Below are 25,052 nucleotides of genomic sequence, written 5' to 3'. Positions count from 1 at the left end.
GGCTCCGCCTCCGCCCGGACGCCGGACGCGCCGGCTCCGCCGCGGGTGCGTCGGCGCTGCGCAACGCCCCCAGCAGCGTGCGCAGCTGGTCGAGCGACGAGCGGCATTGGCCCTCGATCAGTTCCAGTTCGCGACGCAGCGACTCGCGCGAGATGGTTCCGTCGGACGCCGCCTCGGCCTGCGCGGTGATCCGGTCGAGACCCGCGGTGACCACCGCCTCGACGTCGTCGGCGATGCGGTTCCGCACGTCCGCGCGCTGCCGCGCCGACGCGTCCCGCACCGAGCGTTCCCGCTCCCGTCGCCGCTGGGCCGTGCGCAGGAATCGGCGGGCGATCAGGCCGATCCCGAGGCACACCGCCGTCAGGCCGATCAGGGTGGCGAACACCAGCAGCCCCCAGCCGGCCTCGAAACTCTCGGCCCGCAGCGAGAAGACGACCGAGTAGCCGACCAGGATCGCGACGGTCAGCCGCAGCCACAGCCCGGACTCGTGAGCGCCGGCCAGAATGCCGGCCACGATGATCAGCCACGGCTCGTATCCGGAGCCGCCGAATGCCACCGCGAGCACCCCGGCGGCGGCGCCGCAGACGATCGTGGCCGCCGCCCGGCGCCACAGCAGGGCGGCGATGCCGGCGGTGATGACGGCGAACTGCACGATGGTGATCAGGCCGTACCAGCCGCTCCGGGCGAGGCCCTCCGGCCAGGACAGCAGGCCGTTGGCGCACTCGATGGCCAACAGGGCGAGCACAGCCGGACGGAGCGAGGCGAGCAGCGCAGGGGCCTCCTCTGCGGGGGCCGCGGGTGCCTGGGTCATCGTTGTCGCCTTTCAGCCGGACCCCGCAAACGACGTCCGTCTCGGGCTCACCTTAACCGCGGTCGCGGCGAAGTCCGGGGCATCTCGGTGGTGGCCCCCGGCGTCCGGAACCCGAGGCCGGGACGATCGGCGCCCGCCCCGAGCTTTCATGTCAAGCATCCTTGACTGTAAAGCGACCTTGTCTGTACAGTTACCTTTACATCACGCCGAGATGTAAAGGAGCCATCATGAATCACGCGACGACGCCCCGCCGCCCCCGCAGCCGTTGGGGGCGTGCTCGCTTCGGTGGGGGCAGCGCCATGCTGCTGACCGTCAGCCTGCTGCTCGGTGGGCTGCTGGCGGCGGGCATCGGAGGGCTGCTCGCCACGTTCGGAGGCCAGGAGAACTGGCTGTCGGGGTTCGTCATCGGTGCCGTGGTCACGCTGCCGACGGCCTCGGCGCTCGCCTGGGCGGTGCTCGTCGACCGATCGACTCTTCGCGGTGCCGTCGATCGGCCTGAGGAGTCTGTAGAGAACACCTGGTACGACCAGGCGGCGTCGGGCGCGTTCAACGATCTGATCATGGTGATCGGGCTGGGTGCGGGCGCATTCTCGATCTTCCGTGTCGGCATAGCGGCATCCGCGGTGCTGATGGTGCTGGCCTTGCTCGCCGCGGCCGACTTCGGTCTGCGGTACTGGGTGGCGTCGAGGGCGGGGCGCTGATGCGCAACTCACTCGCGGAGCGGCGTCAGGAGAAGGGCTGGTCGCAGCAGCGGTTGGCCGAGGAGCTCGGCGTCTCGCGCCAGACGGTGATCTCGATCGAGAAGGGCCGGTTCGACCCCTCGTTGCCGCTGGCGTTCCGGCTCGCCGCCACCTTCCGCTGCCAGATCGAGGACCTGTTCACCCCGGACGCCGTGGAGCCGTCCGACGGCTGAGTGGCTCTCCAGCTGGTCAGCCGGGAGGGGCGGCCGTCGACCGGGTCGCCGTTGAGGCGTTGACCAGCGGTCAGTGCACGACCCGTCCGCCCAACTCCTTCAGCGCCTGCACATAGCGGTTGGTGTGGGCGAAGTGGATGTCGTGGGAACTGCGCAGCCGGATGGTGTGGTTGTCGGGCAGCAGGCTCTCCACCCGGTGCAGATCGTCGTCGCTCAGCGCGGCGAGCAGGATGCCCTGGCGGTCGTAGCGGGTGGTGGCCTTCAGGAACGCGGTCGGGCAGCCGATCGCCGCCAGCGTGGCTGCCTGGTCGAAGCCGGCGAACCAGCTGTTGTCGATGAAAGTGCTGGTGAAACGCAGGTCGTAGGGGTGGCTGATCGACTCCCAGATGCGGTTGATCGAGATCGACACCCACCGCACCACCGGAACGCACTGCGGGTCGGCTCGTCGTTGCCGGACCACGCTGCGGGTGAGCAGCGGCCAGATCGGGCCGAGCAGGCCTTTCCAGTAGCTGAACCGCATGTACCAGCACACCCAGTCGGTTTCGTCGTGCTGGGCCAGGAACGTCGTCACTGCGACGTTCGCGTCGACGGCGACGTAGGTCCGGGCCACCCGGTCGGGCTCGGTGGCGAAGAACGGCGGATCCTCGAAGAGCGCGGCCCGGACTCGGTCGGGACGAGTGGCGGCCATCCGGGCGGCGATCAGGCCGCCCGAGGAGTGCCCGGCGATCACCACCGGCGTGCCGAACACCTCGTCGACGACGCGGGACAGGTCGTCGGCGATCTGGGCGCAGGTGTAGTCGTCGGTGTTCCAGCTGCTTCGACCGTGCCCGTGGACGTCGACGGCCAGCACGTGGAAGGTGTCGGTCAGTTCGGGGATCGCCTTGGCGTACTCCTGCCAGATGCTGCCCTGACCCGGGATGAGCAGCAGCGGGATGCCGCCGGCCGGGCCCTCGGCCACGTTCAGCCAGGTGTGCTCGCGCAGCGCGATCCGGCGCTCCCGGAACCCGAGGGCTTCGACCCGGCGGACGTGCTTGTCGAAGTAGTCCCTGGTGGTGACATACGCGATCAGGACGCGGATTCCGAAGACCGCGACGATGCCGACAACCGCCAGGCCGAGGTTGAACAACACCACCGACCAGACGTCAGGCATCGCCGGGCCGCCGCGGGGGAGGGCCGAGCGTCTTGTCGATGACCTCGGCGTACTCGGACGGATCGACCAGGGCGATGCCTCGCTCCCGGTCGGCCATCAGCAGCAGGACGTCGCCCGGCCCGATGCCGAACAGCTCGCGAACCTCCTTCGGAATCACGATCTGTGACTTCGGGCCGAGCCGGACCATGCTGATCCAGCGACCCTCGGGATAGGGGCTGTCTGGCATGACTCCATGGTAACTGAAGTTGGAAAAGTAATACGGAGTTGCGACTGATCCGGCCGAGGCTCGTCCGTGAGGGCCGCAGCAGAGTCTCCGGATGGGGAGGATTCCCGACGGCATTCGTGACTTTCACGAGCGGCTCGACGCTGAGGCGCGGCCGATCTGCGATCTCCTCCGGGTGACCATCGAACGCGAGTTGCTGGACGCCGACCGGAAGGTGTGGCAACCGTGATCGTGGTCACCGACCACGGCCACGTCGATTCCGGCGGGCACGGCGGGGAGTCGGACGCCGAGCGCACCGCCTGGATCGCGGCGTCGGGACCGGGGATTCCCGAAAACTCCGCACTCGATGCCGAAAAGGTGGGCGACACGCCGGTGAAGAACAATCGAGTGGGAGATTTTCGGGTTCGCCCGGGACGACTGGAGCAGGCCGATGTCTGCTGTGCCCAGCGCACCACGCGATCGCCTATCGGCTGGCGGCGACGGAGGTGCCGGTGCGGATCAGTAGGTCTGGTTCTTCGACGGCTCCCCGGTCGTCGGTTACAGCCGGCTGAAGGCGTCCGTGACGGCCGCAGTAGGGGCTTCCGTTTCGCGAACCCGGACTGACTCCCAGCGGGCCGTCGAAGCTGCCGACGCCCGGTATAACCCCTCCGGACGAGGTCGACGTCGAGTCGCTGGAGCGCGGCTCGCTGAAGCGCGCGAGATCCAGTGGAATATGGGGGCATCCGCCGGAAATGGAGGGCTGGTCCCACTGCGTGGCGTGGCGACGGAGACGTAGGTTGGGGCCATGGCTGAGGAGACCATCGCTTCCCCGATCTGAGTCTGATCGAGCAGGTCGAGGCGCTGCTGGCTACCCTCGACCTTCCCCGCGCTCCGGAACACGCCCGACGTGGTGTTGATGGACATCCAGATGCCCGGCGGTGACGGACTCGACGCCACCCAAACCATCCTGGCCACCTGTCCCAACACACGGGTGTTGATCCTGACCACCTTCGACCTCGACGAGTACGTCTACCGGGCCCTTCGAGCCGGCGCCTCCGGGTTCCTGCTGAAAACTGCGTCCCCGGCCGAACTCGTCCGGGCCGTCCCGCAATGCGCAGCAGGTGACCGACTACTGGCGCCCTCGGTCACTGACCGGCTGATCGAACGCTTCATTCAGCACCCGCCGCCAGGTGGTGCGGTAGGTCAGCGGCTCGCCGGTCTGACCCCACGCGAGCTCGACGTGCTGCGAGCCGTCGCCCGCCGCCTCTCCAACGCCGAGGTGGGCGCCAGCCTCTACCTCAGCGAAGCGACCGTGAAGACGCACATGACCCGGATTCTCGCCAAACTCGGCCTGCGCGACCGACTCCAAGCCGTCGTCGTCGCCTACGAAACCGGCCTCGCCGACCCCGCCTCGCCGGACGGTCGGCCGCCCACGGACACTCGGACGCGCTGACTTCGGTCGACAGATCACACCCGACCCGCTGGGTGCCTGCGGCTGCTACTGGTCGCTGGACTCGTCCACGGCTGGCATGATCTGCCTACGGGCGATTCGCTCCCGGGCCTCCCGATAGATCTTCCTGATCTTGGCCTCAAGCTCGGCCTTAGGAGGGAGGGCCGTCCAGTACTCGGCGACAACGATTCCGTCCTTGTGCATCTCCAGCAGTTCGATCTGTTCCCGGCTCGCCTCGGTGCACAGGATGAGTCCGATAGGCGGGTTCTCGTCTGCTTGCCGTTCGAACCGGTTGAGCCACTTGAGGTAGAAGTTCATCTGGCCCTCGTAGCTTGGCTTGAACTTTCCGATCTTCAGCTCCACCGCGATCAGGCGGCGCAATGGTCGGGAGAAGAACAGGAGATCAAGGTGGTAGTCGTCTCCGTCGAAGCTGATGCGCTTCTGGCGTTCGATGAAAGCCCATCCCTGCCCGACCTCCAACAGCACTGGTTCCAGTGCTCTGACGATGGCTTCCTCGAGCTCGCCTTCTCGGAAGGAGTCGTGGAGCCCGAGCATGTCCAGGAGCATCGGGTCCCGGAACGTGTCGAGGGGGACCGCCGATCCTTCTGGGATCTGTGAGTCGGCGATCTCACGGCGCTCGAACGACTTGCGCTCGATCGCGCGACGTAACTCTCGAACGCTCAGGTTGCGCACGACGGCCTCGTTCGCGTAAAAAGGTCCGGGCCTCGGCCAGCGGCAGCGCGATGATCTCCCGGAAGTGCGACCAACTCAATCGTGGCGACAGTGTCGCCACAGTCTCGATGTCCGGGAAGGCCTGAGAGAACTTGATCATCCGGTACAGGCTCGACTTGTCGAACCCCCGCCCGAACCTCCCCGTCAAATGTGGCGACAGCGTCGCCACAATCTCCTGGTCGTACCCAGCGCGTCGCTCCTTGAGGATCTCGATGTCGATCATGCGGCCGATGTGCCAGTTCATCAGCGTCAATGCGGCGTTGGCTTGCGCGGCGACACCGTGCCGGGTCTGCTCGATCAGCGCCGAAACCCGATCAACGAGCTGGTCGGATGACGTCGCCCAGCTTGTTGCGCCAGCGACGCAAGGGTGCGAGACCGTCGGGGTTGACCGGGGTGATCGGCGGGCTTGATGACGTCCTCGTTCGCGCGAACTGGGGCGGCGGCGTCGCCAGAACCTGAAGGGTCACTCGATGTGACACTCTGCGCAGACGCCGAGCGCCAGGCTCCCGGGGTTGGTGAACAGCTTGCCGCAGGCGACGCATCGGACACCGCGAAATGTCAGCCGCGGAGTGCGTCGTCCTGCCGCCGTGGACGGCTCAACGGGGTAGGCCGCCCTCATGCGTTGGGCGAGGAGCGGGAGGAGGTCGCCTGTCTCGACACGATGTATCTCTTCGGCCGTGCACGGTTGGCGCGTGCGTGCCTTGGCCAGGCGACCGAGCACATTGCGGTAGGTATCGATGCTGAGTTGGTTGGCCAGGAAGAGGTCTGGATGGGCGGCCGACATCTGCAACCGGGACAGGTCTCGGGCTCCGAAGTCCTTGATGTTCTCCGTGATGATGAAGCTCGCTCCCGCGAGTGACGCTGCGGAAAGGATGGGCTTGTCCAGATAGACCAGGATCATCTGGTCTCAGAAGTCGTCGGCGAGTGCGCTGGCCATCTCGTCGAGGTATGCCTCTCGGAAGCGTTCGAACTCGGTGACGGGGATGCGGTTCCGGTTGCCGACCTTGATCACCTTCAGGTCTCCGGCCTTGATGCGGCGAGAGATGGTCGGGCGTGACACGCCGAGTTGCTTAGCCACCTCTTCCGGTGTCAGGAACGGCGCGTCTGCGGTTATCTCCACCGACGCTCCCGCCATCTCGGCCTGGCGCAGGAACGCAAGGACCGACTCGGCGGCGCGTTCGCGGTCAGCCAGGTCCGCCGGACTGAGGCGAAGTGCGAGACTCATGCGCCAAGCGTACCGCGTCGGTGAACACTTGGAGTTCCATCTGTTCATGGCGGACTGGGTCGCTCCTGAGATCCGCGCAAGCCGCGGTCGCGGACGGAGCCAGCATCCGCGCCCACCTGTGTGAGCAGTCACCATCGCGCACCACTCGCGAAACTACGTCTGGCCAGGGGCTATGTTGGGGGAAGCAACGGCCCGATCCAAGAATCTGGGCCGTTGCATCAGGGTGAGTAACGGGACTCGAACCCGCGACATCCTGGACCACAACCAGGTGCTCTACCAGCTGAGCTATACCCACCATGTCGTGGCGGTCGGGCGCCACGGCTAGGACAGTCTAGGTCACAGGCGTCGCGCTGCGCCAATCGCGACGCCTCGCTCACGCGCCGCCCATCGCGGGCGGCCCGCCCGGCGCGGTCCGGCGTCCGAGATCTCAGTCGTTGTCGTCGTCCTCCACCACGGGCTGGCTCAGCGCACCCTGGTGGGCGGCGGCGATCTTGCGCAGTTCGGCGGTGGACGGCCCGGGCTGGGGCACGAAGACCGCGTCGCGGTAGTAGCGCAGCTCCTCGATCGACTCGCGGATGTCGGCCAGGGCACGGTGGTTCCCCGACTTGGCCGGCGTGTTGTAGTAGGCCCGCGGGTACCAGCGGCGGGCCAGCTCCTTGATGCTGGAGACGTCCACGTTGCGGTAGTGCACGTACTGCTCGAGTTCGGGCATGTCGCGAGCCAGGAAGGCGCGGTCGGTGCCGATGGTGTTGCCGGCCAGCGGCGCGGTCCGGGCGCTGGGCACCTGGCTGCGGATGTAGTCGAGCACCTGCTGCTCGGCGGTCTCGATGTCCACCCCGGATTCCAGCAGCGGCAGCAGCCCCGACTTGGCGTGCATCTCGCGGACGAAGTCGCTCATCTGGGCGAGCGCCGCGTCGGACGGCTTGACCACCACGTCCACGCCGTCGCCGAGCACGTTGAGCTCGCCGTCGGTGACGAGTGCGGCGACTTCGATCAGGACGTCCCTGGTGAGGTCGAGCCCGGTCATCTCACAATCGATCCACACCAGAAGGTCAGCCACGGCGAACACTCTAGTGGCCCGTCGATGTTGCCCACGTGTCTAAGCGGCAGAGCACTGGGACCGGGCGTCCGAAACCAATAGGCTTGCCTTCCAGCCGAGGTGGGAGGACAGATGACGACGGACCTGGACGAGCTCCAGCCCGATGCCGACGACAACCTGCGTGAGTTCATCGACAAGCTGATCGCCGCCGGGTACACGGTGGCCGACAGCGAAGGGCCTGACCCCGAACTGATCGATCCGGGCGGCCGCGCCGTCGAGACCTGGCGCGAGGACTACCCCTACGACGAGCTGATGAGCCGCGACGAGTACGAGCAGGAGAAGTATCTGCTGCAGATCGAGTTGCTCAAATTCCAGTACCACGGCCAGGACCACGGGCTGAAGCACATCATCGTCTTCGAAGGACGCGACGCCGCCGGCAAGGGCGGCACGATCAAGCGGTTCATCGAGCACCTCAACCCGCGGGCCGCCCGCGTGGTGGCGCTGACCAAGCCGTCCAGCGACGAACTCGGCCAGTGGTACTTCCAGCGCTACATCCGGCACTTCCCGACCAGCGGCGAGATCGTGCTGTTCGACCGGTCCTGGTATAACCGGGCCGGCGTCGAGCGGGTGATGGGCTTCTGCAGCAACGACCAGTACGAGACGTTCATGCAGCATGCCCCGAAGTTCGAGCGGATGCTGCAGGAATCGGGCATCCACATCACCAAATTCTGGTTCTCGGTGACCCGTCGGGAGCAGCGCACCCGGTTCGCGATCCGGCAGATCGACCCGGTGCGGCGCTGGAAGCTGTCGCCGATGGACCTGGAGTCGCTGGACAAGTGGGACGCCTACTCGGCGGCCAAGGAGGCGATGTTCGCCCGCACCGACACCAAGCATGCGCCCTGGACGACGATCCGCAGCAACGACAAGAAGCGGGCCCGGATCAACGCCATGCGCGCTTTCCTGAACCAGTTCGACTACGAGGGCAAGGACCATTCCGTGGTCTACGACCCCGATCCGCTGATCGTGCGGCGCGGACGCGAATCCTCCGACGACTGAGGATTCGCGCCCGGTCGGCTGAGCGGTTCGGTCTACTTGACCGAACCGCTCATCAGTCCGCTGATGAAGTAGCGGCCCAGCGCGATGTAGACGATCAGGGTCGGCAGCGACGCCACCAGGACGCCGGCCATGATCGACGGATAGTCGGGATTCTGGCCGCCGGCGAGTTCCTGCAGCGCATAGGTGACCGGGCCGTTGCGCGGTGAGGTCAGGAACAGCGCGAACAGGAAGTCGTTCCAAGCCGAGGTGAACTGCCAGATCAAGGTCACCACGAATCCGGGAATGGAGACCGGCAGCACGATCGAGCCGTAGATGCGCAGCATGCCGGCGCCGTCCACCCGGGCCGCCTCGAGAATCTCGGTGGGTACCGCGGTCGCGTAGTAATTGCGGAAGATCAGCGTGCAGATCGGGATGCCGTAGATGGTGTGCACCAGGATCAGCTTCGGAATGCCGTCCAGCCAGCCGAAGCCGTGGGTCTGCAGTTCCAGCAGCATCTTCTGCAGCGGGATCATCACCGCCTGGTAGGGGATGAACATGCCGAACAGGAAGGCGGTGAACACCGCGTCCGCACCGGGGAACCTCCACTTGGCGAAGACGTAGCCGTTCAGCGAGCCCAGGATGGACGACAGCACGGCCGCGGCCAGGGCCAGGATCAGCGAGCGGCCCAGCGCGGGCGCCAACCGGGTGATCGCCGACGACCATCCCTCGGTGGAGAAGATGTGCGGCAGATCCCAGGCGGTGGCGGACGAGACGTCCGCGCCACCCTTGAAACTGGTCACCAGCACCACGTACAGCGGAATGAGCACGATGATCGCGAACAGCAGCAGCAACACGAACTGCACCGTCTTCATCGGGGTGATCCGGCGCTTGCGGCCGGGCAGTTGCGCCGAGGGCGTCTCCAGGGTCTCGATCGCGGCGGTCATGCCCGGCCGTCCTTCTCGGTCCGGTTGGTGTAGATCAGGTACGGAATGACCACCACGGCGACGATCGCCAGGATGATCGTGGCGTTGGCGGCCGCGCCGGTCGGATTCGACTGCGGGAACAGCTGGATCCACATGAAGGTGGCCGGAACCTCGGCGGTGTAGGAGTTGGCGCCGGCGATCGAGTAGATCAGGTCGAACATCTTCATCGACATGTGGCCGAGAATGATCAGCGCAGACAATGCCACCGGCGACACCTGCGGGAACAGGACGTGCCGGTACAGCTGCCATTCAGTGGCACCGTCCACCCGGGCCGCCTCGCGCTGGTCGTCGGAGATGCCGCGGAAACCGGCCAGGAACAACGCCATGATGTAGCCGGACAGCTGCCAGATCGCCGGAATCGCCATCGCCGCCATGTTGAAGGGTCCGGAATCCGACCACCAGCTGCTCTGCAGCCAGGGCATGCCCAGCTTGAGGAACAACTGGTTGAGCCCGATCGCCTGGTCGGCGCCCTGCGCCGGTGACAGCAGCCAGCGCCAGGCGACGCCGGCGGCGACGAACGATATCGCCATCGGGAACAGGTAGATGGAACGGAATACGCCCTCGCCAGTGACGCCGCGTTCCAGCAGCACCGCCCACAACAGGCCGAAGACCATGGTGCCGGCCATGAACACCACGGTCAGCACGAGCAGATTCCACAGCGCGTGCTGGTATCGGTCGTCACCCAGCAGGTTCGCGTAATTGGCGAAGCCGCCCGGATTGGTCACCCGTCCGGTGATCCGGTCCTTGGTCTGGGCCAGCGAGGTCTGCACGTTCACGCCGATCAGGCCGTAGACGAAGATGCCGACCAGAATGATCGAAGGGCTGACCAGCAGCAGGCCCGGGCCCCAGGTACGCAGCCGACGCATCCGGCCTCCTCACGTTCTGCGGGGTGCGTCCGGAACGAAACCGGACGCACCCCTATCGGAAACAGCGGTCAGGCCGCGTTCTTCTTGGCCGCGGCGGCGAGGTCGGAGACCAGGGTCGCCTGGTTCTTCGAACCGTAGAACTTCGAGATGGCCGAACTGATGTCGGAGTTCCAGGCCTGGCTCACGGCCGCGCCATGGGCGATCGACGGGGCGATCTTGTCCGACTTGAACGACGCCATCGCCGACTGCTGGTAGGCCGGGAAGTCGCTGGAGGGGACGTCGGTGCGGGCCGGGATCGAACCCTTGGCCAGGTTGAACGCCTTCTGGCCTTCGGCCGAGCCGATCAGCGCCAGCCAATCCTTGGCGCCGCCGGGATTCTTGGCGTTCTTGGGCAGGGTGAACGAATCGGCCAGGAAGTCGAAGACGCCCTTGGTCCCGGGCACCGGGAAGTAGGTGTAGTCCTCGCCGTCCTTCTTGTTCTTCGAGGTGAACTCGGCCACCGCCCAGTCGCCCATCACGTTGTAGGCGGCCTTGCCGTCGATCACCGCATCGGTCGCACCCGGCCAGTCATCGCCGTCGGAGGCGGTGTTGGCGTAGCTGAGCAGCTTGGCGTAGTGCGCGACAGCCTTCTTGACGCCATCGGATTCCCAGTTGGCGCTGGCCGCGAACAGCTTGTTGTACTCGTCCACGCCGAGGTCGGCGATCAGCACCGTCTCGAACAGCTGCACCTGGGTCCAGGTGCCGGCCACGCTCAGCGGCGCGGAGACCCCGGCGGCCTTCAGCTTGCCCAGATCGGCGATCCAGGCGTCCAGGTCGGCCGGCTCGGCGGTGATGCCGGCCTTCTTCAGCACGGCCGGGTTCACCCACACCACGTTGGCGCGGTGGATGTTGGACGGAACCGAGTAGATGTTGCCCTGCACGGTGAGCCGGTCGAGCAGGCTCTGCGGGAACACGCTCGACCCGCCGAGGGCGGTGATGATGTCGTTGACCGGTTCGATCTGATCGGCCCGGATGTAGTCCTGGAGCTCGGCGCCGGCATGCCCCTGGAAGGAGTCCGGCGGATTGCCGTTCTGCAGATCGGCGGCCAGTTTCGCCTTCGCGTTGGAGCCCGCCCCGCCGGCGACGGCCAGGTTCACGAAGGTGTCGTTGGCGTACTTCTCCTTGAACAGCTTCTCCAGGGCGTCCAGGCCGACCTTCTCCGAACCGTCGGCCCACCAGGTGAAGACGCCGACATCGCCACCGGCGCCGCCGGCGGGCGCGGTCGATGCGCCGGAACTTGCGGATGGGCTTGCCGCCGGTGTGCCGGAACTGCAGCCGACCAGCGAGAGTGCGGCCGCAAATGCCACGGCCACCAGTGCTTGAGCACGCATGGGGATCCTCCATTGGATCGCTCGAGGGAGCCTCGGTCGATGGGCTCCTGTGGGCACAAGCTATGGCTGCGACACAGCCCCGTCAAGACGAATTCCCCTTGTCGTTGCAGGGTCGTTATCGAACGGGTGAACCCCCGGAGAGGACGCCGTCAGCGCGGCTGAGCGGCCGGCTCGCGGACCCATCGCCACAGCCAGCCGGCACCGGTCAATCCGATCGCGCCGATGGTCAGCGCGGCCACGCCGAGCGGTGCGACGGCGGCGATCGCGGTGATCAACAACGGCCCGGCGGCCTGCCCGATCCCGGTGGTGAGCCGCCAGCCGGCCAGGAACTGGGGACGCCCGATCGCGGGGGAGGCGTCCGAACCGATGGTCATCACCACGCCCGCCGAGATGCCGTTGCCGAGCCCGAGGATGGCGGCGAACAGGGCCACCGCCAGGACGGAATGCGCCAACGGCAGCACTGCGAAACACGCCCCCATGATCACCATCGCCGGGACCGACACCCAGCGACGTCCGAACCGGTCCATCACCGAACCGCCGAGATAGAACAGGGTCATGTCGATGCCGGACGAGAGGGCGAAGACCAAGCTGGTCGCGGTGGCGTCCAACCCGATCTGCTCGCACCACAACGGCAGCAGGGCGTCGCGTGAGGTGCGCACCAGCATCAGCGCGGCGGCGCCGACACCGGCCGTGGCGTAGGTGTGCGCGTGCTGCCGCAGCACCTGCATCATTCGGACCGGCTGATCAGGCTCGTGTTCGGGCATCGGCAGGTCGGGCAGCGCCATGGTGACCGAGGCCGCCAGCAGACTGGTGCCGGCGGCCACCAGATAGGCGGCCTGCAGTCCCCACAGGCTGACCACCGCGGCACCCATCAGCGGTCCGAGCAGGGATCCGATCCGGAACACGCCGCCGAGTGTGGAAAGGGCTCGTGCCCGGTGTGTCAGCGGGACGGCCACGGTGAGGTAGGACTGCCGGGCCAGGCTCAGCATCGCCCCGGACAGGCCGGTGACGAAGACGGCTCCGGCCAGCACCCAGGTGTTCGGTGCGAAGGCGCAGACCAGCAGGCAGCTGACGTCGACGAACAGCGCGCCGACCAGCGACTTCTTCTCGCCGAACCGGTCGGCGATGACCCCGGCCGGCAGCGCGCCGACGAAGCCGCCGATGCCCATCAGCGCCACCACCAGGGCCGCCTCGGCGACCGAGGCGCCCAGCGCCCGAGCGGTCAGCGGAACCAGCGGGACGATGGCGCCGAAGCCGATGAACGACACCGCCGTCGGCAGGTAGATGGCGGTGGTCAGGCTGCGCCAGGGCGCACCGCTTCCACCGTCCGAACTCACCCGAGCAACCTATACGCTGATGTTCGGGCGGGCGCCCGTAGCTCAGTGGATAGAGCAGGAGCCTTCTAATCTCTTGGTCGCAGGTTCGAATCCTGCCGGGCGCGCGAGTCAGTTGCTCCTTCTGATTGCCCGGACGCCGACCAGCAGGCCGACGACGGCGAGGGCGAGAGCGGCGACCCAGCCCCACAGCACCGCCGCAGCGCCGAGGTCACCGGCCAGCAAAGCCCGCTGCGCCTGCACCACCCAGTTGATCGGGTTGACGGTGGACGCCGCAGCCATCCAGGCCGGCGCCGTGTCCAGCGGCAGCAGCATCCCCGACAGGATCAGCAGCGGGAAGATCAGCGTCTGCTGCACGCCCCAGAACAGCCATTCCCGATCCTTCGTGACGAGCGCGAGCGTGTAGGAGAGCGCGCCCAACCCGACTCCGAACACGGCCAGCAGTGCGAGCCCGACGACCAGGCCGGGCAGGTTGACCCGGAAGCCGAACGGCCAGGCGATCAGCACGATGATCACCGCCTGAGCCACGATCGGAACGATCTCCTTGAGAGCGCGGCCGATCAGCAGCGACGAACGGGAGAGCGGCGCGACCAGGGTGCGTTCGTGTGAGCCGGTCATCATCTCGTACTGCAGATTCGACCCGGTGGCGCCGGTGCCGAACAGCACGATCATCACCAGCACGCCGGGCACGAACCACTGCAGCGTCTCGCCCGGCGGCAGGCCCGCCGAGCCGACCAGCAGTGGCGCGAACAACCCGAGGAAGACCAGCGGCTGGACCAGGCTGAAGACCAGCGAGAACGGGTCGCGCACCACCGGCTTCAGTTCCCGGATCAGCACGTTCCAGGTGTCCCGTACCGGGTTGGGCCGCACCGCCGTGTCGGGTCGGGTCTTGCTGTGCGTGATCGTCATCGGTTCGCTCCTGTCTGCTCGACCGCCGGCTGGGTGGTTCCGGACGCGGCGGCCGGCGCGTCCGTCTCGTCGGTGCTTTCGCCCTGGTCGGCCTCGCGCAAGGTGCGTCCGGTCAGCGCCAGGAAGACGTCGTCGAGGGTGGGTGGGACGGCGGCGGCGCTGCGCACCCGGACGCCGGCGGCGTCCAGGGCACGGACCATCGCGGGCAGCAGCAGCTCGCCCTCCGGCGCGGTGACGACGACGGACGTCCCGTCCGGCCGGCGCACCTCCCGGTCGACGAGACGCCGGACGACGGGGACGGCGGCCGCGGCGTCCGTCTCGTCCCCGAACCCCAATGTGACCAGGTCGCCGGCGAGGTTCGCCTTCAACCGGGACGCGGTGTCGTCGGCGACGATCCGGCCCTTGTCCATCACCATCACCCGTTCGGCGTAGTGGTCGGCCTCTTCCAGGTAGTGCGTAGTGAGGAAGATCGTGGTGCCGTACCGTTCCCGCAGCTCGAGGATGTGCTGCCACAGGTTGGCCCGGCTCTGCGGGTCGAGCCCGGTCGACGGCTCGTCGAGGAACAACAACGGCGGCGCGTGCATCAGCCCGAGGGCGACGTCCAGCCGGCGTTTCTGTCCGCCGGAGAGCTGCTGCACGGAGCGATGGGCGAAGCCGGCCAGGTCGAGGGACTCGATGAGCTCGTCGGCCCGGGCTGTCGCCGCCGGTTTCGGCATGCCGTAGAACGCGCCCTGGCTGAGCAGTTCGTCGCGGGCCCGCTGGGCGAAGCTGCCGCTGGTCAGCTGCCCGACGTAGCCGATCCGGGCGCGCACCGCCGCCGGCTGCCGGAGGATGTCGAAGCCGACGACGCGGGCGGTGCCCGAGGTGGGCGGGATGAGGGTGGTCAGCATTCGCAGGCTGGTGGATTTGCCGGCGCCGTTGGGCCCCAGAAACGCGACGAGTTCGCCCCGCGCGACTCCGAAGCTGAGGTCGGTGACCGCCTCGACGGTCTTCTTCCGGACGGTGAAGCGCTTGGTCAGGCCCTGCGCCTCGATGATCGTTTCGGTCGCCATGGAGGAACGGTAGAAACCGACGCGGACAGATCCGGTCCGCATCGGCGGGCAGTCTTGGAAGCATGTCCGACACCACCACCCGTGCGCTGTCGCTGCTCAACCTGTTGCAGACGCATCGGCATTGGCCCGGCCGCGAGCTCGCGGAACGGCTCGGCGTCACCGAGCGCACGGTGCGGCGCGACGTCGAGCGGCTGCGCGACCTCGGCTACCGGATCGAGTCCACGCCCGGCATCGCGGGCGGGTACCGGCTCGAGGCGGGCAGCGCGGTGCCGCCGCTGCTGCTCACCGACGACGAGGCGGTGGCGATGGCGATCGGGTTGCGGGTGGCGGCGTCCCAGCGCCTGGTGAGCGGCCCCGAGACCACCGTGACCGCCTTGGCGAAGCTCGAACAGGTGCTGCCCACGCGCCTGCGCCGACGGGTCAAGGCGCTGGCCGAGACCGTGCAACCGGCCGGCATCCACGCCGGCGCGGCGGTGTCGAGCGATGTGCTGGGCGAGTTGGCGTTGGCCACCCGCGACCACGAGCGGGTGCGCTTCCACTACACCGCGGCGTCCGGCGCGCAGACCCGGCGCCGGGTCGAACCGTACGCCCTGGCGCCCGCCGATCGGCACTGGTACCTGCTCTGCTGGGACCTGGACAAGGACGACTGGCGCACCTTCCGGGTGGACCGGCTCGCCGGCGTCGAGCACACCCTGGTGCTGTTCACGCCGAAGCCGCTCACCCCCGAAGAGATCGAGGAGTTCATCTTCGTCGCCCGCTCGTGGGGACGGCAGGCGGTCGAGGCGGACGCCGTGATGGCGTTGCCGCTCGCCGACATGCGGGACTACTTCGGCCAATGGGGGCAGGCCGCCGAGGCCGAGGACGAGTCGCACACCCGCTGGGGCGTGGGCGGCGGCGACTTCCGCGAGGCCATGTATGCGCTGTCCTGGATCCCCACCGGCGTCGAGTACCGCACCGATCTGGCCGACCCGACCCGCGCCGAACTGCGCGAGACGGTGGAACGCATGCTGCGGGCCCTGGACGCCCCGCCGCCGGCGCCCCGGACGACTGGGGACCCGATCAGGTCAGATGATCCCCTTCGGCAGTGACGGCATGACTTGATCGGAGTTATCCACAGATTGGGCAAGACCTCGTCGTTGCCAACTCGTCCCGTGCCAGACTGACGCCGACGTCAGGGAGGAATCTGATGCGACGACTGTGTGGGTCGGCTGTGTTGCTGGCCGTGATGATTGCGGGGTGTACGCCGACTTCGACGCCCACCGCGTCCGGGTCGGCATCGTCGGTGGTTCCATCGGCGAGTCCGTCCCCGACATGCTCGCCGGCTGGTGGGACGCCGCGGCCCTGCACCCAGCAGGAGTACGACCAGACCCAGGAGCAGAACAGGCTGATCGAGCAGGCCGAAGCCGTGTACCGGGCGTACTGGAAGGAGAACGTCCGGCTGTATCGCTCCGGCGGCACGTCGACAGCTACGGCTGTGTTGAAGGACACCCTGGTGGGTCAGGCACTCGACGGAGTGATGAAGCTCTACCGTCAGTTGAAGACACGAGGATCGAAGGCTAAAGGTGGCACTTTCGACATCGTTGCCGTCACGCCGACCCCGGACGTCACGAAGGATGGCTCTGCGGTGTCCTTGGACGTCTGCTGGCGAACGAAGGGCGTCAAACTCGAAACGGGCAATACAAGGGCGCCAGTCGATGCAACTGTCCTGGAGGCTTCGTATTACCGGATCTCGAACGGAAAGCTCAAGATCTTCGCCTTTGCCAGCAAACAGGTGGGATCGTGCTGAGGGTGGGGGCGCGTGCCGTTCTCGCCACGGTAGCGGGGATTGCTGTTGCCGTCGCGAACAGCGCTCCCACAGTCGCCGACCCAGCCATCAGTGACGATGGTGATCGCATTGTCGGAACCATCGACCTGAGCAAGATTGCGAAGTCAGCGGGCAAGAAACGAGTCGAGTTCTACTACCAAGGCAAGTGGCTGACGTACAGCGAGTACTGGGCAGCGATCGCGAAGTGCCAGGCCAGTGGCGCCAGCGGCTGCGACGACGGGGACGTCTTCCGGGTTCGGGAGGCGCGGGAGAACATCGCCATCCGCTTGGTCGCACGGCTCCGGCTACCCGACGCCACGCCCCAGTTCGGGCCCGATCCCAGCGTCAACGAGTGGAAGATGTTGGCCGTCGGCTTCCCGATCTGGCTGTGGACGTCCGGTCCGGCGCAGCTGACCACCTCGGTGAGCGAGGCGGGGGAGACGTTCACCCTGACCGCCCGCCGGAGTTCGGTGAACTTCGCGATGGGCGACGGACGCACCGTGACCTGCACCTCGATGGCGTCCTACAACCGGGCGGTCGAGCCCGGCGCACCGTCCCTGGATTGTGGGCACCGCTACAGCCGGCCGTCCCTTCCGAAGGGCAGCTACACGGTTCGGACCACGGTCAACTGGCAGGTGTCCTGGTCGGTGGCCGGCCAATCAGGGGTGCTTCCGACGACCCGGAGCGGTTCGCGGGCGCTGCCGATCGGAGAGCTCGTCGCACTCAACCGCTGAGCTGGTTGCGGGTGGCCGAAGAGCCGCCCCGGACGCCCGGTAGTCTTGCCGGCATGTCGACGGACACGATCGCCCGGCACAGCCGGTTGCTCAACGGCATTCCGTCACAGTCGGACCTGTCCGCGCCGCTGCCGAAGCGGATCCTGACCAACCCGTGGACCTGGATCGGCATCGTCTTCACCCTGATCTACGCCGCCTGCCTGTGGTCGCAGTACGCGATGATGACGGCCGACACCCCGGTCCGCGACGGCGTGGTGCCCGGGATCAACCACTCGGCGATCCGGGATTCGTTCTGGTATGCGATGCCGACGCTGATCTTCTGGATCGTGCTGTTCGTGATCGCCGACCGGTTCCGGCCGCAGCGGCTGCTGGTGTGGTACTTGACGCTGGGCTGGGGCGCGTCGGTCGCCACCTTCGTGTCGCTGCACATCAACACCTGGGCGTCCGAACAGCTGTCCATCGTGGTGGAAGGCACCCAGGCCGACCCGACGACCGGGGCCCGGGCGGCGATCTACATCGCGCCGTTCGTGGAGGAGGCCGCCAAAGCTACGGTGCTGTTCTGGATCGCGATGCTGGTGCGCTATCAACTGGTCACCAAACTGAACGGGGTGGCGCTCGCCGGGCTCTCCGCGGCCGGCTTCGCGTTCACCGAGAACATCATCTATTACTCCCGCGCGATCATGTACTCCAGTTCCCAGATCAACACCGGGAACGCCGAGGCGGCGGTGCGTGAACTGGTCTGGCTGCGCGGCTTCTGGACGGCGTTCGGGCATCCGCTGTTCACCATGATGACCGGGCTTGGCCTGCTGGTGGCGCTGCGCACCCACAGCAAGGTGGTGCGGGTGCTGGCGCCGCTGATCGGCTATCTGCTGGCCGCGCTGCTGCACATGATGTTCAACTCCCAGGCCACCTTCGCCCAGGGCGTGATGCGCTACGTGATCTACTTCGCGGTGGCGCTGCCGCTGGTGGCGTCCGTGGCGGTCTACGTGGTGCGGCAGCTGTTCACCGAGAGCCGCAAGATTCGCGCCCGGCTGACCGACTACGTCCGGATGGGTTGGCTGTCGCCGGTCGATCCTGAGATCACCTCGCGGGTCCGCCGCCGGGCCTGGGCGCTGATGGTGGCCGCCACCCGGGGCTGGTCGGTGCTGCGCGCGACACTCAGCCTGCAACGGACGCTGACCGAGCTCGCCTACCTGCGAGACGCCGAGGTGAAGGGCGTGATCGACGCCGCCGGGCAGGCCCGCGCCACCGAGTTGCTGTACCAGACCCGGTCGCTGCGCGGCCTGGCCATCGACGATCCGCGGGGCCAGCGGCTCAGCCTGCCGACACTGCGCAAGCCCAAGCCGGTGGACTATCCGCCGCCCAGCTATCCCGGCCCGGCCGGATTGGGCGGGAACTGGCCGGCAGGTCCCGGCTCGGCACCACTAGGATCGCAGCTGTATTCCAGGGTGGACCCGAAATGGGGGCCGCCCCCCGGGTGAGGAGACGCATGAGCGCTGGCCAACTGGCGAGTTCGCTCAGGCTGCTCGCGGACGCCCTCGACCGGTCCCGGCTGCCGCTCGACCTGCCCGGACGCACGGTCGCGGCCACGCTGCGGCACGACCTGACCGCGCAGCTGAACGACTACCTGCTGCCCCGGCTGGAGCGGCTGGACGCCCCGCTGCTGGCCGTCGTGGGCGGCTCCACCGGGGCCGGCAAGTCGACCCTGGTGAACTCGATGATCGGACGCACGGTGAGCCGTCCGGGGGTGATCCGGCCGACCACCCGCTCGCCGGTGCTGGTGCACCATCCCGATGACGCGCACTGGTTCGGACCGGACCGCATCCTGCCCGGCCTGGCCCGCAGCCTGGACGCCGCCGACGACACCCGCACCCTGCAGTTGGTCGCCGAGGCGTCCCTGCCGCAGGGCCTGGCCATCCTGGACGCCCCCGACATCGACTCTGTGGTGGCCGAGAACCGGGCGCTGGCCGCGCAGCTGCTGGCCGCCGCCGACCTGTGGCTGTTCGTCACCACCGCCGCCCGCTACGCCGACGCCGTGCCCTGGGACTACCTGAGCGCCGCCGCCGAGCGCAGTGCCGCGGTCGCGGTGGTGCTGCAGCGGGTCCCGCCGGCGGCGATGACCGAGGTGCCGGCGCACCTGGGGCAGTTGATGGCCGACCGCGGGCTGGGCGACTCGCCGCTGTTCGCGGTCCCCGAGACGGTCACCGACGCCGAGGGGCTGCTGCCGGACGTCGCGGTGGCCCCGATCCGAGAGTGGTTGGCCTCGCTGGCCGCCGACAGCCAGGTGCGGGCGTCGGTGGTGCTGCAGACCCTGGACGGCGCGATCGCCGCCCAGTGCCGGACGGCGCCCACCGTGGCACAGGCGGTCGACTCCCAGGCGGCCGCCGTCACCCAGCTGCGCGCCGACGCCGAGGGCTCCTACCGGGAGGCGATGCGCACCATCGGCGTCCAGACCGCGGACGGCAGCCTGCTGCGCGGCGAGGTGCTGGCCCGCTGGCAGGATTTCGTCGGCACCGGGGAGTTCTTCCGCGCCGTCGAGCAGAAGATCGGCTGGCTGCGGGACCGGCTGGTGGCGTCCCTGCGCGGTGAGCCGAAGCAGGTCAACGACGTCAAGCTGGCGGTGGAGTCCGGCATGGAGGTGCTGATCCGGGAAGAGGGTGAGGCGGCCGCGGAGCGTACCGAGGCGGCCTGGGCCAACGATCCGGCCGGGCGCCAGCTGCTGGCGGCGTCCACCGCCGAGCTCGGACGCGCGTCCGACGACTTCCCGGCCCAGGTGGCGCTGGCGATCCGTAATTGGCAGGCCGACGTGCTGGAACTGGTCAGCGGCGAGGGCAGCTCCAAGAAGTCCCGGGCCCGGTTCCTGGCGCTGGGCACCAACGGAGTCGGCATCGCGCTGATGATGGTGGTCTTCTCCACCACCGGCGGGATCACCGGCGCCGAGGTCGGCGTGGCCGGCGGCACCGCGGTGCTCGCCCAGCGAGTGTTGGAGGCGGTCTTCGGTGAGGACGCCGTCCGCCGGCTGGCCAAGCGCGCCAAGCAGGACCTGGACGCCCGGGTCGAGGCGCTGCTGGCCGGCGAGCTGGCCCGCTACGAGATCGCCCTCGACCAGGCCGGCGTCCGGGCCGAGACCGCGGAGGCGATTCGGGCGGCGGTGGCGGCGGTGAACGAGGCCCGCCGCGGCGACGATCGGCTCACCCCGCCGTCGGCGGCGGAGCTGGAGGCTTTCAAGGGCGCCGTCCGGCAGCTGTCCAGCGGGCCGGCGCGTCCGGCGGCGGAAGAGATCGTGGAGGCCGAGCTGGTCGGCGACGAGGACGGTGACCGCGGATGAGCCGGACGCTGGCGCAACGCCTGCAGGCGCTCGACGAGGCGGTGGAACTGAGCCGGGACCGGTCCTCCGCCGCGGTGGTGGACCGGGCGGCCGCGGTGGTGAAGCGGGCCGGGGAGCGCGGCGCCTTCTCCGGCGATCACACCGTGGTGGCGCTGGCCGGCGCGACCGGGTCGGGCAAGTCGACCTCCTTCAACGCGATCAGCGGCACCGAATTCGCGACCACCGGGGTCCGTCGGCCCACCACGTCCACGGCGATGGCGGTGGCCTGGGGCACCGAACTGCCCGGCGAGCTGCTGGACTGGCTCGACGTGCCCCGGCGGCACCTGGTGCCGGCGCGCCGCAGCGCGTTCGCCAACCTGGTGCTGCTGGACCTGCCCGACCACGACTCCACCGAGGCGGCGCACCGGATGACGGTCGACCGGCTGGTGCCGCTGGTGGACATGCTGATCTGGGTGGTCGACCCACAGAAGTATGCCGACGCGGCGCTGCACGACCGGTACCTGCGGCCGCTGGCGCCGTACGCCGAGGTGATGATCGTGGTGCTCAACCAGTCCGACCGGCTGCAGCCCGACGATCTGGCGGACGCGATGGCCGACCTGCGCCGACTGCTGGACGCCGAAGGGCTGGCGGCGGCCCGGCTGATCTCGATGTCGGCGCTGGACGGGACCGGGGTGCCCGAGTTGCGGCAGCTGCTGGCCCAGGCGGTCGCCGACAAGGCGGTGGTCAGCCGTCGGATCGCCGCCGACGTCACGGTGGCCGCCGAGGAACTGGCTGCCGAACTGGGCACGGCGCCGACCCCGACGCTGGACCGCAAACGCCGTGAGCCGCTGGTCCAGGCACTGGCCGAGGCCAGTGGGGTCGGGATCGCGGTCGACGGCGTCCGGGACGCCTGGAAGCTGCGCGGCGGGGTGGCCACCGGCTGGCCCTTCGTGACCTGGCTGGCCCGGCTGAAGCCCGATCCGTTGCGGGCGCTGCGGCTCGACCAGAGCGATCGGCGGCTGGCGCCGACCGCGGTCAGCCGGACGTCGCTGCCGGGCGCCAGCTCGGTGCAACGGGCCCGGCTCGACCGCGGGCTGCGCGAACTGGTGGACGCGGCATCGACCGGCCTGCCCCGGGGCTGGGCGGCGGCGGTGCGCTCGGCCGCCCGGGGTCGTGAGGCACTGCTGATGGATCGCCTCGACACCGCGATCGCCGGCGCCGACCTGGAACTGGACCGCGGCACCGGCTGGTGGTCGGTGGTGCGGCTGCTGCAGTGGCTGCTGATGGTCGCCGTGGTGGTGGGCGGGTTGTGGACGCTGTTCATGATGCTGGCCCCCGCCCTGGGCCTGGCCGGCATACCCACCGTGTACTGGTGGGGCTGGCCGGCGCAGTTCATTCTGCTCGCCGGCGGTGTGCTGGGCGGCCTGCTGCTGGCCGGGCTGTCCTCGCTGGGCGTATCGGTCAGTGCCCGCGCCAAGGCGCACCGGGCCGAACGGGTGTTGCACCGGGCCATCGGCCAGGTCACCGACGCCGAGCTGATCGCGCCCGTCGAGGACGAGCTGGACCGCCACCGCCGGGCCGTCCAAGCGGTGCGCAACGCCCGCTGACGCTGCCCGTCCGGGCTTGGTGGGACGCTGGGGACGGTTCTTTTCGTCCCACTGCTGACTGGGTCTGGTGGGACGCTGGGGACGGTTCCTTTCGTCCCACTGCTGACTGGGCTTGTCGGAGCCCTCTCCGACGATTGTGAACACTTTTCGCCGGTGGTGCCCACACTGAGGATGACGAATCCCTCAGCCTCAGGAGGCAAGCATGGACGCCACCATCACGGTGACCGGCAATGTCGGCAGCGACATCGATGTGCGCACCGACGACACCAACGAATGGGCCTACGCCGCCTTCCGGCTGGCCTGCACCCCGCGGTTCGTCCGCAACGGCACCTGGCGTGACGGCGAGACCACCTGGCTGAACGTGAACTGCCGCAACCGCCAGTTGTCGCTGAACGTGCAGGCCAGTGTCAGCAAGGGCGATCCGCTGATCGTCACCGGCCGGCTCACCACCTGGAGTTGGACCAACGCCGAAACCGGCGAGGTCCGCGAGCGGCTGGTGCTCGACGCGCTCGCCGTGGGCCACGACCTGGGCCGCGGCACCAGCACGTTCCGGCGAGCCGAGCGGACGATGCCGCAGCCTCCGCCCGCCGAAGACCCGTCGGTCTTCGGCGAACTGGAGGAGTCCACGGCGCCCGGGCCCGACGAGGAGAAGCCGGCAGCTTGAGCTGCCGCGGGTTCCGGCGGCCCAGGGTCTTCCCCCGGCCTTGGTGCCGCCGGAATCCGACTCCCGCCGTCCGGCGGATGGCTGTGATTCGGCCGATCGGTTGTGGGCCCGGCGGATCGGTGTCCGTCCGACCGATGGGCGATGCGGGTCAGTCGCGGGTCAGCCGCCGGTGCTTGCTGGCGTGCGGACGAGCCGCCTCGGCACCCAGCCGGGCGATCTTGTTGGTCTCGTAGTCGGCGAAGTTGCCCTCGAACCAGAACCAGTCGGCCTCGTCGTCGGCGGTGCCCTCCCAGGCCAGGATGTGGGTGGCCACCCGGTCCAGGAACCAGCGGTCGTGGGAGATCACCACGGCGCAGCCCGGGAACTCCAGCAGGGCGTCCTCCAGCGACTGCAGGGTCTCCACGTCCAGGTCGTTGGTCGGCTCGTCGAGCAGCAGCAGGTTGCCGCCCATCTTCAGCGTCAGCGCCAGGTTCAGCCGGTTGCGCTCACCACCCGACAGCACTCCGGCCAGCTTCTGCTGGTCGGGCCCTTTGAACCCGAAGGAGGCGACATAGGCACGCGACGGCATCTCGAAACTGCCGACCTTGATGTGATCCAGGCCGTCGGAGACGACTTCCCAGACGTTCTTCGACGAGTCGATCCCGCCGCGCGACTGGTCGACGTACGAGATCTGCACGGTCTTGCCGACGTCCAGCGCACCCGAGTCGGGCTGCTCCTCACCGACGATCATCTTGAACAGCGTGGTCTTGCCGACGCCGTTCGGGCCGATGATGCCGACGATGCCGGCCCGGGGCAGGCTGAACGACAGGTCCTCGATCAGGATCCGGTCACCGAAACCCTTGGTCAGCTTCTTGGCGTCCAGCACGTCGGAGCCGAGCCGGGGGCCGGGCGGGATGTTGATCTCGGTGAGGTCGATCTGGCGGTTCCGCTCCGCCTCGGTGGCCAGTTCCTCGTAGCGGGCCAGGCGGGCCTTGTTCTTCGCCTGCCGGGCCTTCGGGTTGGCCCGCACCCACTCGAGCTCCTTCTCCAGGATCTTGGCCCGCTTGGCGTCCTTCTTGCCCTCGATCTGCAGCCGCTGGCGTTTGGTCTCCAGATAGGTGGAGTAGTTGCCCTCGTAGGGGTGCAGCCGGCCGCGGTCGATCTCGCAGATCCACTCCGCCACGTTGTCCAGGAAGTAGCGGTCGTGGGTGACCGCCAGCACCGCGCCCGGGTAGGTCTTCAGGTGACCTTCCAGCCAGTTCACGCTCTCGGCGTCCAGGTGGTTGGTCGGCTCGTCGAGCAGCAGCAGGTCGGGCTGCTGCAGCAGCAGCTTGCACAGCGCCACCCGGCGCCGCTCGCCGCCGGACAGCACGTCCACCACGGTGTCGCCGGGCGGGCACTGCAGGGCGTCCATCGCCTGCTCCAGCTGCGATTCCAGATCCCAGGCCTGCCGATGGTCGAGCTCGGTCTGCAGATTGCCCATCTCTTCCATCAGGGCGTCGAAATCGGCATCCGGCTCGGCCATCTCCATGCCGATCTCGTTGAACCGGTCCACCATCGCCTTGGTCTCGGCGACCGCTTCCTCGATGTTCTCCAGCACCGTCTTGCCCTCGGTGAGCGGCGGCTCCTGCAGCAGGATGCCGACCGTCGCCTCCTTCTTCAGGAAGACGTCGCCGTTGTCGGGCTGGATCAACCCGGCCATCAGCTTGAGCATGGTCGACTTGCCGGCGCCGTTGGGTCCGACGACGCCGATCTTGGCGCCCTCGAAGAACGACATCGTGACGTTGTCGAGCACCAGCTTCTCGCCCAGCTTCTTGCGGACGTTGTGCATGGTGAACACGAACTCGGGCATACGGAACCTCGTCGGAGAAGGGGGATCGGAACAG

General features: G+C 68.4%; 27 protein-coding genes and 2 tRNA genes. 13 read left to right on the top strand and 16 right to left on the bottom strand.

Annotation, left to right across the window (positions count from 1 at the left end; all coding sequences use genetic code 11):
• A partial coding sequence (locus tag QM582_RS14980; RefSeq protein WP_415085710.1) for a hypothetical protein occupies positions 1-811 on the bottom strand: 811 nt, incomplete at its 3' end.
• 299 nt (positions 812-1,110) lie between these two features.
• Between QM582_RS14980 and QM582_RS14975 the strand changes: the two genes are divergently transcribed.
• Positions 1,111-1,512 carry a hypothetical protein gene (locus QM582_RS14975; RefSeq protein WP_415085709.1) on the top strand — a complete coding sequence of 134 codons (402 nt, stop codon included), beginning with the start codon at positions 1,111-1,113 and terminating at the stop codon, positions 1,510-1,512.
• Positions 1,512-1,724: a helix-turn-helix transcriptional regulator gene (locus tag QM582_RS14970; RefSeq protein ID WP_415085707.1), complete on the top strand. Its 213-nt coding sequence runs from the start codon at positions 1,512-1,514 to the stop codon at positions 1,722-1,724. Before QM582_RS14975 ends, QM582_RS14970 begins: the two co-directional genes overlap by 1 nt.
• Positions 1,725-1,794: 70 nt before the next feature.
• On the opposite strand, the gene QM582_RS14965 is transcribed toward QM582_RS14970, so the two are convergent.
• On the bottom strand, positions 1,795-2,874 hold the full coding sequence (locus QM582_RS14965; RefSeq protein WP_415085705.1) for an alpha/beta fold hydrolase: 1,080 nt from the start codon (positions 2,872-2,874) through the stop codon (positions 1,795-1,797).
• Positions 2,867-3,100 carry an AbrB/MazE/SpoVT family DNA-binding domain-containing protein gene (locus QM582_RS14960; RefSeq protein WP_415085703.1) on the bottom strand — a complete coding sequence of 78 codons (234 nt, stop codon included), beginning with the start codon at positions 3,098-3,100 and terminating at the stop codon, positions 2,867-2,869. The genes QM582_RS14965 and QM582_RS14960 overlap by 8 nt, the downstream gene beginning before the upstream one ends.
• 91 nt (positions 3,101-3,191) lie before the next feature.
• On the opposite strand from QM582_RS14960, the gene QM582_RS14955 reads away from it, so the two are divergent.
• On the top strand, positions 3,192-3,326 hold the full coding sequence (locus tag QM582_RS14955; protein WP_415085701.1) for a hypothetical protein: 135 nt from the start codon (positions 3,192-3,194) through the stop codon (positions 3,324-3,326).
• A gap of 657 nt (positions 3,327-3,983) precedes the next feature.
• The gene (locus tag QM582_RS14950) at positions 3,984-4,529 is read left to right on the top strand and encodes a LuxR C-terminal-related transcriptional regulator (protein WP_415085700.1); all 546 of its coding nucleotides are present in this window, start codon (positions 3,984-3,986) and stop codon (positions 4,527-4,529) included.
• Between the two features lie 45 nt (positions 4,530-4,574).
• On the opposite strand, the gene QM582_RS14945 is transcribed toward QM582_RS14950, so the two are convergent.
• From QM582_RS14945 to orn, 6 genes are all read right to left on the bottom strand, one after another.
• Entirely contained in the window at positions 4,575-5,219 is a 645-nt protein-coding gene (locus QM582_RS14945; protein WP_415085699.1) for a PDDEXK nuclease domain-containing protein, read from the bottom strand.
• Complete coding sequence (locus QM582_RS14940) at positions 5,155-5,511, bottom strand: DUF1016 N-terminal domain-containing protein (RefSeq protein WP_415085698.1); 357 nt, start codon at positions 5,509-5,511, stop codon at positions 5,155-5,157. The genes QM582_RS14945 and QM582_RS14940 overlap by 65 nt, the downstream gene beginning before the upstream one ends.
• Positions 5,512-5,721: 210 nt before the next feature.
• Positions 5,722-6,159, bottom strand: coding sequence for a hypothetical protein (locus tag QM582_RS14935; RefSeq protein WP_415085697.1), 438 nt, complete (start codon positions 6,157-6,159; stop codon positions 5,722-5,724).
• Between the two features lie 6 nt (positions 6,160-6,165).
• Positions 6,166-6,483 carry a helix-turn-helix domain-containing protein gene (locus QM582_RS14930; RefSeq protein WP_415085696.1) on the bottom strand — a complete coding sequence of 106 codons (318 nt, stop codon included), beginning with the start codon at positions 6,481-6,483 and terminating at the stop codon, positions 6,166-6,168.
• A 222-nt stretch (positions 6,484-6,705) separates the two neighbouring features.
• A tRNA-His gene (locus tag QM582_RS14925) sits at positions 6,706-6,778 on the bottom strand.
• A gap of 132 nt (positions 6,779-6,910) precedes the next feature.
• A complete protein-coding gene (orn, locus tag QM582_RS14920; protein WP_415085695.1) occupies positions 6,911-7,543 on the bottom strand; it encodes an oligoribonuclease in 633 nt (210 codons plus the stop codon).
• Positions 7,544-7,654: 111 nt separating this feature from the next.
• On the opposite strand from orn, the gene ppk2 reads away from it, so the two are divergent.
• On the top strand, positions 7,655-8,578 hold the full coding sequence (gene ppk2, locus QM582_RS14915; protein WP_415085694.1) for a polyphosphate kinase 2: 924 nt from the start codon (positions 7,655-7,657) through the stop codon (positions 8,576-8,578).
• Between the two features lie 32 nt (positions 8,579-8,610).
• On the opposite strand, the gene QM582_RS14910 is transcribed toward ppk2, so the two are convergent.
• The 4 genes from QM582_RS14910 to QM582_RS14895 all read right to left on the bottom strand — a co-directional run bounded on the left by QM582_RS14910 (position 8,611) and on the right by QM582_RS14895 (position 13,113).
• Positions 8,611-9,501, bottom strand: a complete 891-nt coding sequence (locus QM582_RS14910) for a carbohydrate ABC transporter permease (RefSeq protein ID WP_415085693.1) — start codon at positions 9,499-9,501, stop codon at positions 8,611-8,613.
• Positions 9,498-10,406 (bottom strand): carbohydrate ABC transporter permease, encoded by a 909-nt coding sequence (locus QM582_RS14905; RefSeq protein ID WP_415085691.1) that lies wholly within the window; start codon positions 10,404-10,406, stop codon positions 9,498-9,500. Before QM582_RS14905 ends, QM582_RS14910 begins: the two co-directional genes overlap by 4 nt.
• Positions 10,407-10,474: 68 nt before the next feature.
• Entirely contained in the window at positions 10,475-11,776 is a 1,302-nt protein-coding gene (locus tag QM582_RS14900) for an ABC transporter substrate-binding protein (protein WP_415085690.1), read from the bottom strand.
• Positions 11,777-11,925: 149 nt separating this feature from the next.
• Complete coding sequence (locus tag QM582_RS14895; RefSeq protein WP_415085688.1) at positions 11,926-13,113, bottom strand: MFS transporter; 1,188 nt, start codon at positions 13,111-13,113, stop codon at positions 11,926-11,928.
• A gap of 31 nt (positions 13,114-13,144) precedes the next feature.
• On the opposite strand from QM582_RS14895, the gene QM582_RS14890 reads away from it, so the two are divergent.
• A tRNA-Arg gene (locus QM582_RS14890) sits at positions 13,145-13,217 on the top strand.
• 4 nt (positions 13,218-13,221) lie between these two features.
• Here the strand turns inward: QM582_RS14890 and QM582_RS14885 are convergent.
• A complete protein-coding gene (locus tag QM582_RS14885; protein ID WP_415085686.1) occupies positions 13,222-14,019 on the bottom strand; it encodes an ABC transporter permease in 798 nt (265 codons plus the stop codon).
• Complete coding sequence (locus QM582_RS14880) at positions 14,016-15,071, bottom strand: ATP-binding cassette domain-containing protein (RefSeq protein WP_415085684.1); 1,056 nt, start codon at positions 15,069-15,071, stop codon at positions 14,016-14,018. The genes QM582_RS14885 and QM582_RS14880 overlap by 4 nt, the downstream gene beginning before the upstream one ends.
• Before the next feature lie 62 nt (positions 15,072-15,133).
• On the opposite strand from QM582_RS14880, the gene QM582_RS14875 reads away from it, so the two are divergent.
• The 7 genes from QM582_RS14875 (at position 15,134) to QM582_RS14845 (ending at position 23,187) form a co-directional block, all read left to right on the top strand.
• Positions 15,134-16,159 carry a helix-turn-helix transcriptional regulator gene (locus tag QM582_RS14875; RefSeq protein ID WP_415085682.1) on the top strand — a complete coding sequence of 342 codons (1,026 nt, stop codon included), beginning with the start codon at positions 15,134-15,136 and terminating at the stop codon, positions 16,157-16,159.
• 122 nt (positions 16,160-16,281) lie between these two features.
• Positions 16,282-16,857: a hypothetical protein gene (locus tag QM582_RS14870; protein ID WP_415085681.1), complete on the top strand. Its 576-nt coding sequence runs from the start codon at positions 16,282-16,284 to the stop codon at positions 16,855-16,857.
• Positions 16,851-17,609, top strand: coding sequence for a hypothetical protein (locus QM582_RS14865; RefSeq protein WP_415085679.1), 759 nt, complete (start codon positions 16,851-16,853; stop codon positions 17,607-17,609). The genes QM582_RS14870 and QM582_RS14865 overlap by 7 nt, the downstream gene beginning before the upstream one ends.
• A gap of 53 nt (positions 17,610-17,662) precedes the next feature.
• Positions 17,663-19,090, top strand: a complete 1,428-nt coding sequence (locus tag QM582_RS14860; protein ID WP_415085677.1) for a PrsW family intramembrane metalloprotease — start codon at positions 17,663-17,665, stop codon at positions 19,088-19,090.
• Positions 19,091-19,098: 8 nt separating this feature from the next.
• A complete protein-coding gene (locus QM582_RS14855) occupies positions 19,099-20,937 on the top strand; it encodes a GTPase domain-containing protein (RefSeq protein WP_415085675.1) in 1,839 nt (612 codons plus the stop codon).
• Positions 20,934-22,523, top strand: a complete 1,590-nt coding sequence (locus QM582_RS14850) for a GTPase (protein WP_415085673.1) — start codon at positions 20,934-20,936, stop codon at positions 22,521-22,523. The genes QM582_RS14855 and QM582_RS14850 overlap by 4 nt, the downstream gene beginning before the upstream one ends.
• Positions 22,524-22,725: 202 nt before the next feature.
• Entirely contained in the window at positions 22,726-23,187 is a 462-nt protein-coding gene (locus tag QM582_RS14845; RefSeq protein WP_415085671.1) for a single-stranded DNA-binding protein, read from the top strand.
• A 148-nt stretch (positions 23,188-23,335) separates the two neighbouring features.
• Here QM582_RS14845 and ettA read toward each other — a convergent pair whose 3' ends face one another.
• A complete protein-coding gene (gene ettA, locus QM582_RS14840; RefSeq protein ID WP_415085669.1) occupies positions 23,336-25,018 on the bottom strand; it encodes an energy-dependent translational throttle protein EttA in 1,683 nt (560 codons plus the stop codon).
• Positions 25,019-25,052 lie beyond the last annotated feature (34 nt).

It is taken from the genome of Micropruina sp., assembly GCF_047607385.1.
Taxonomy (GTDB): domain Bacteria; phylum Actinomycetota; class Actinomycetes; order Propionibacteriales; family Propionibacteriaceae; genus Micropruina.
This window is presented reverse-complemented; position numbering and strand designations above follow the sequence as displayed.

Bases quoted from the DNA above. Each gene is read 5' to 3' on its own strand.
- QM582_RS14975 (WP_415085709.1), top strand. From the start codon at position 1,111: ATGCTGCTGACCGTCAGCCTGCTGCTCGGTGGGCTGCTGGCGGCGGGC.
- QM582_RS14970 (WP_415085707.1), top strand. From the start codon at position 1,512: ATGCGCAACTCACTCGCGGAGCGGCGTCAGGAGAAGGGCTGGTCGCAG.
- QM582_RS14965 (WP_415085705.1), bottom strand. From the start codon at position 2,874: ATGCCTGACGTCTGGTCGGTGGTGTTGTTCAACCTCGGCCTGGCGGTT.
- QM582_RS14960 (WP_415085703.1), bottom strand. From the start codon at position 3,100: ATGCCAGACAGCCCCTATCCCGAGGGTCGCTGGATCAGCATGGTCCGG.
- QM582_RS14955 (WP_415085701.1), top strand. From the start codon at position 3,192: ATGGGGAGGATTCCCGACGGCATTCGTGACTTTCACGAGCGGCTCGAC.
- QM582_RS14935 (WP_415085697.1), bottom strand. From the start codon at position 6,159: ATGATCCTGGTCTATCTGGACAAGCCCATCCTTTCCGCAGCGTCACTC.
- QM582_RS14930 (WP_415085696.1), bottom strand. From the start codon at position 6,483: ATGAGTCTCGCACTTCGCCTCAGTCCGGCGGACCTGGCTGACCGCGAA.
- ppk2 (WP_415085694.1), top strand. From the start codon at position 7,655: ATGACGACGGACCTGGACGAGCTCCAGCCCGATGCCGACGACAACCTG.
- QM582_RS14910 (WP_415085693.1), bottom strand. From the start codon at position 9,501: ATGACCGCCGCGATCGAGACCCTGGAGACGCCCTCGGCGCAACTGCCC.
- QM582_RS14905 (WP_415085691.1), bottom strand. From the start codon at position 10,406: ATGCGTCGGCTGCGTACCTGGGGCCCGGGCCTGCTGCTGGTCAGCCCT.
- QM582_RS14900 (WP_415085690.1), bottom strand. From the start codon at position 11,776: ATGCGTGCTCAAGCACTGGTGGCCGTGGCATTTGCGGCCGCACTCTCG.
- QM582_RS14885 (WP_415085686.1), bottom strand. From the start codon at position 14,019: ATGACGATCACGCACAGCAAGACCCGACCCGACACGGCGGTGCGGCCC.
- QM582_RS14880 (WP_415085684.1), bottom strand. From the start codon at position 15,071: ATGGCGACCGAAACGATCATCGAGGCGCAGGGCCTGACCAAGCGCTTC.
- QM582_RS14875 (WP_415085682.1), top strand. From the start codon at position 15,134: ATGTCCGACACCACCACCCGTGCGCTGTCGCTGCTCAACCTGTTGCAG.
- QM582_RS14860 (WP_415085677.1), top strand. From the start codon at position 17,663: ATGTCGACGGACACGATCGCCCGGCACAGCCGGTTGCTCAACGGCATT.
- QM582_RS14855 (WP_415085675.1), top strand. From the start codon at position 19,099: ATGAGCGCTGGCCAACTGGCGAGTTCGCTCAGGCTGCTCGCGGACGCC.
- QM582_RS14850 (WP_415085673.1), top strand. From the start codon at position 20,934: ATGAGCCGGACGCTGGCGCAACGCCTGCAGGCGCTCGACGAGGCGGTG.
- QM582_RS14845 (WP_415085671.1), top strand. From the start codon at position 22,726: ATGGACGCCACCATCACGGTGACCGGCAATGTCGGCAGCGACATCGAT.
- ettA (WP_415085669.1), bottom strand. From the start codon at position 25,018: ATGCCCGAGTTCGTGTTCACCATGCACAACGTCCGCAAGAAGCTGGGC.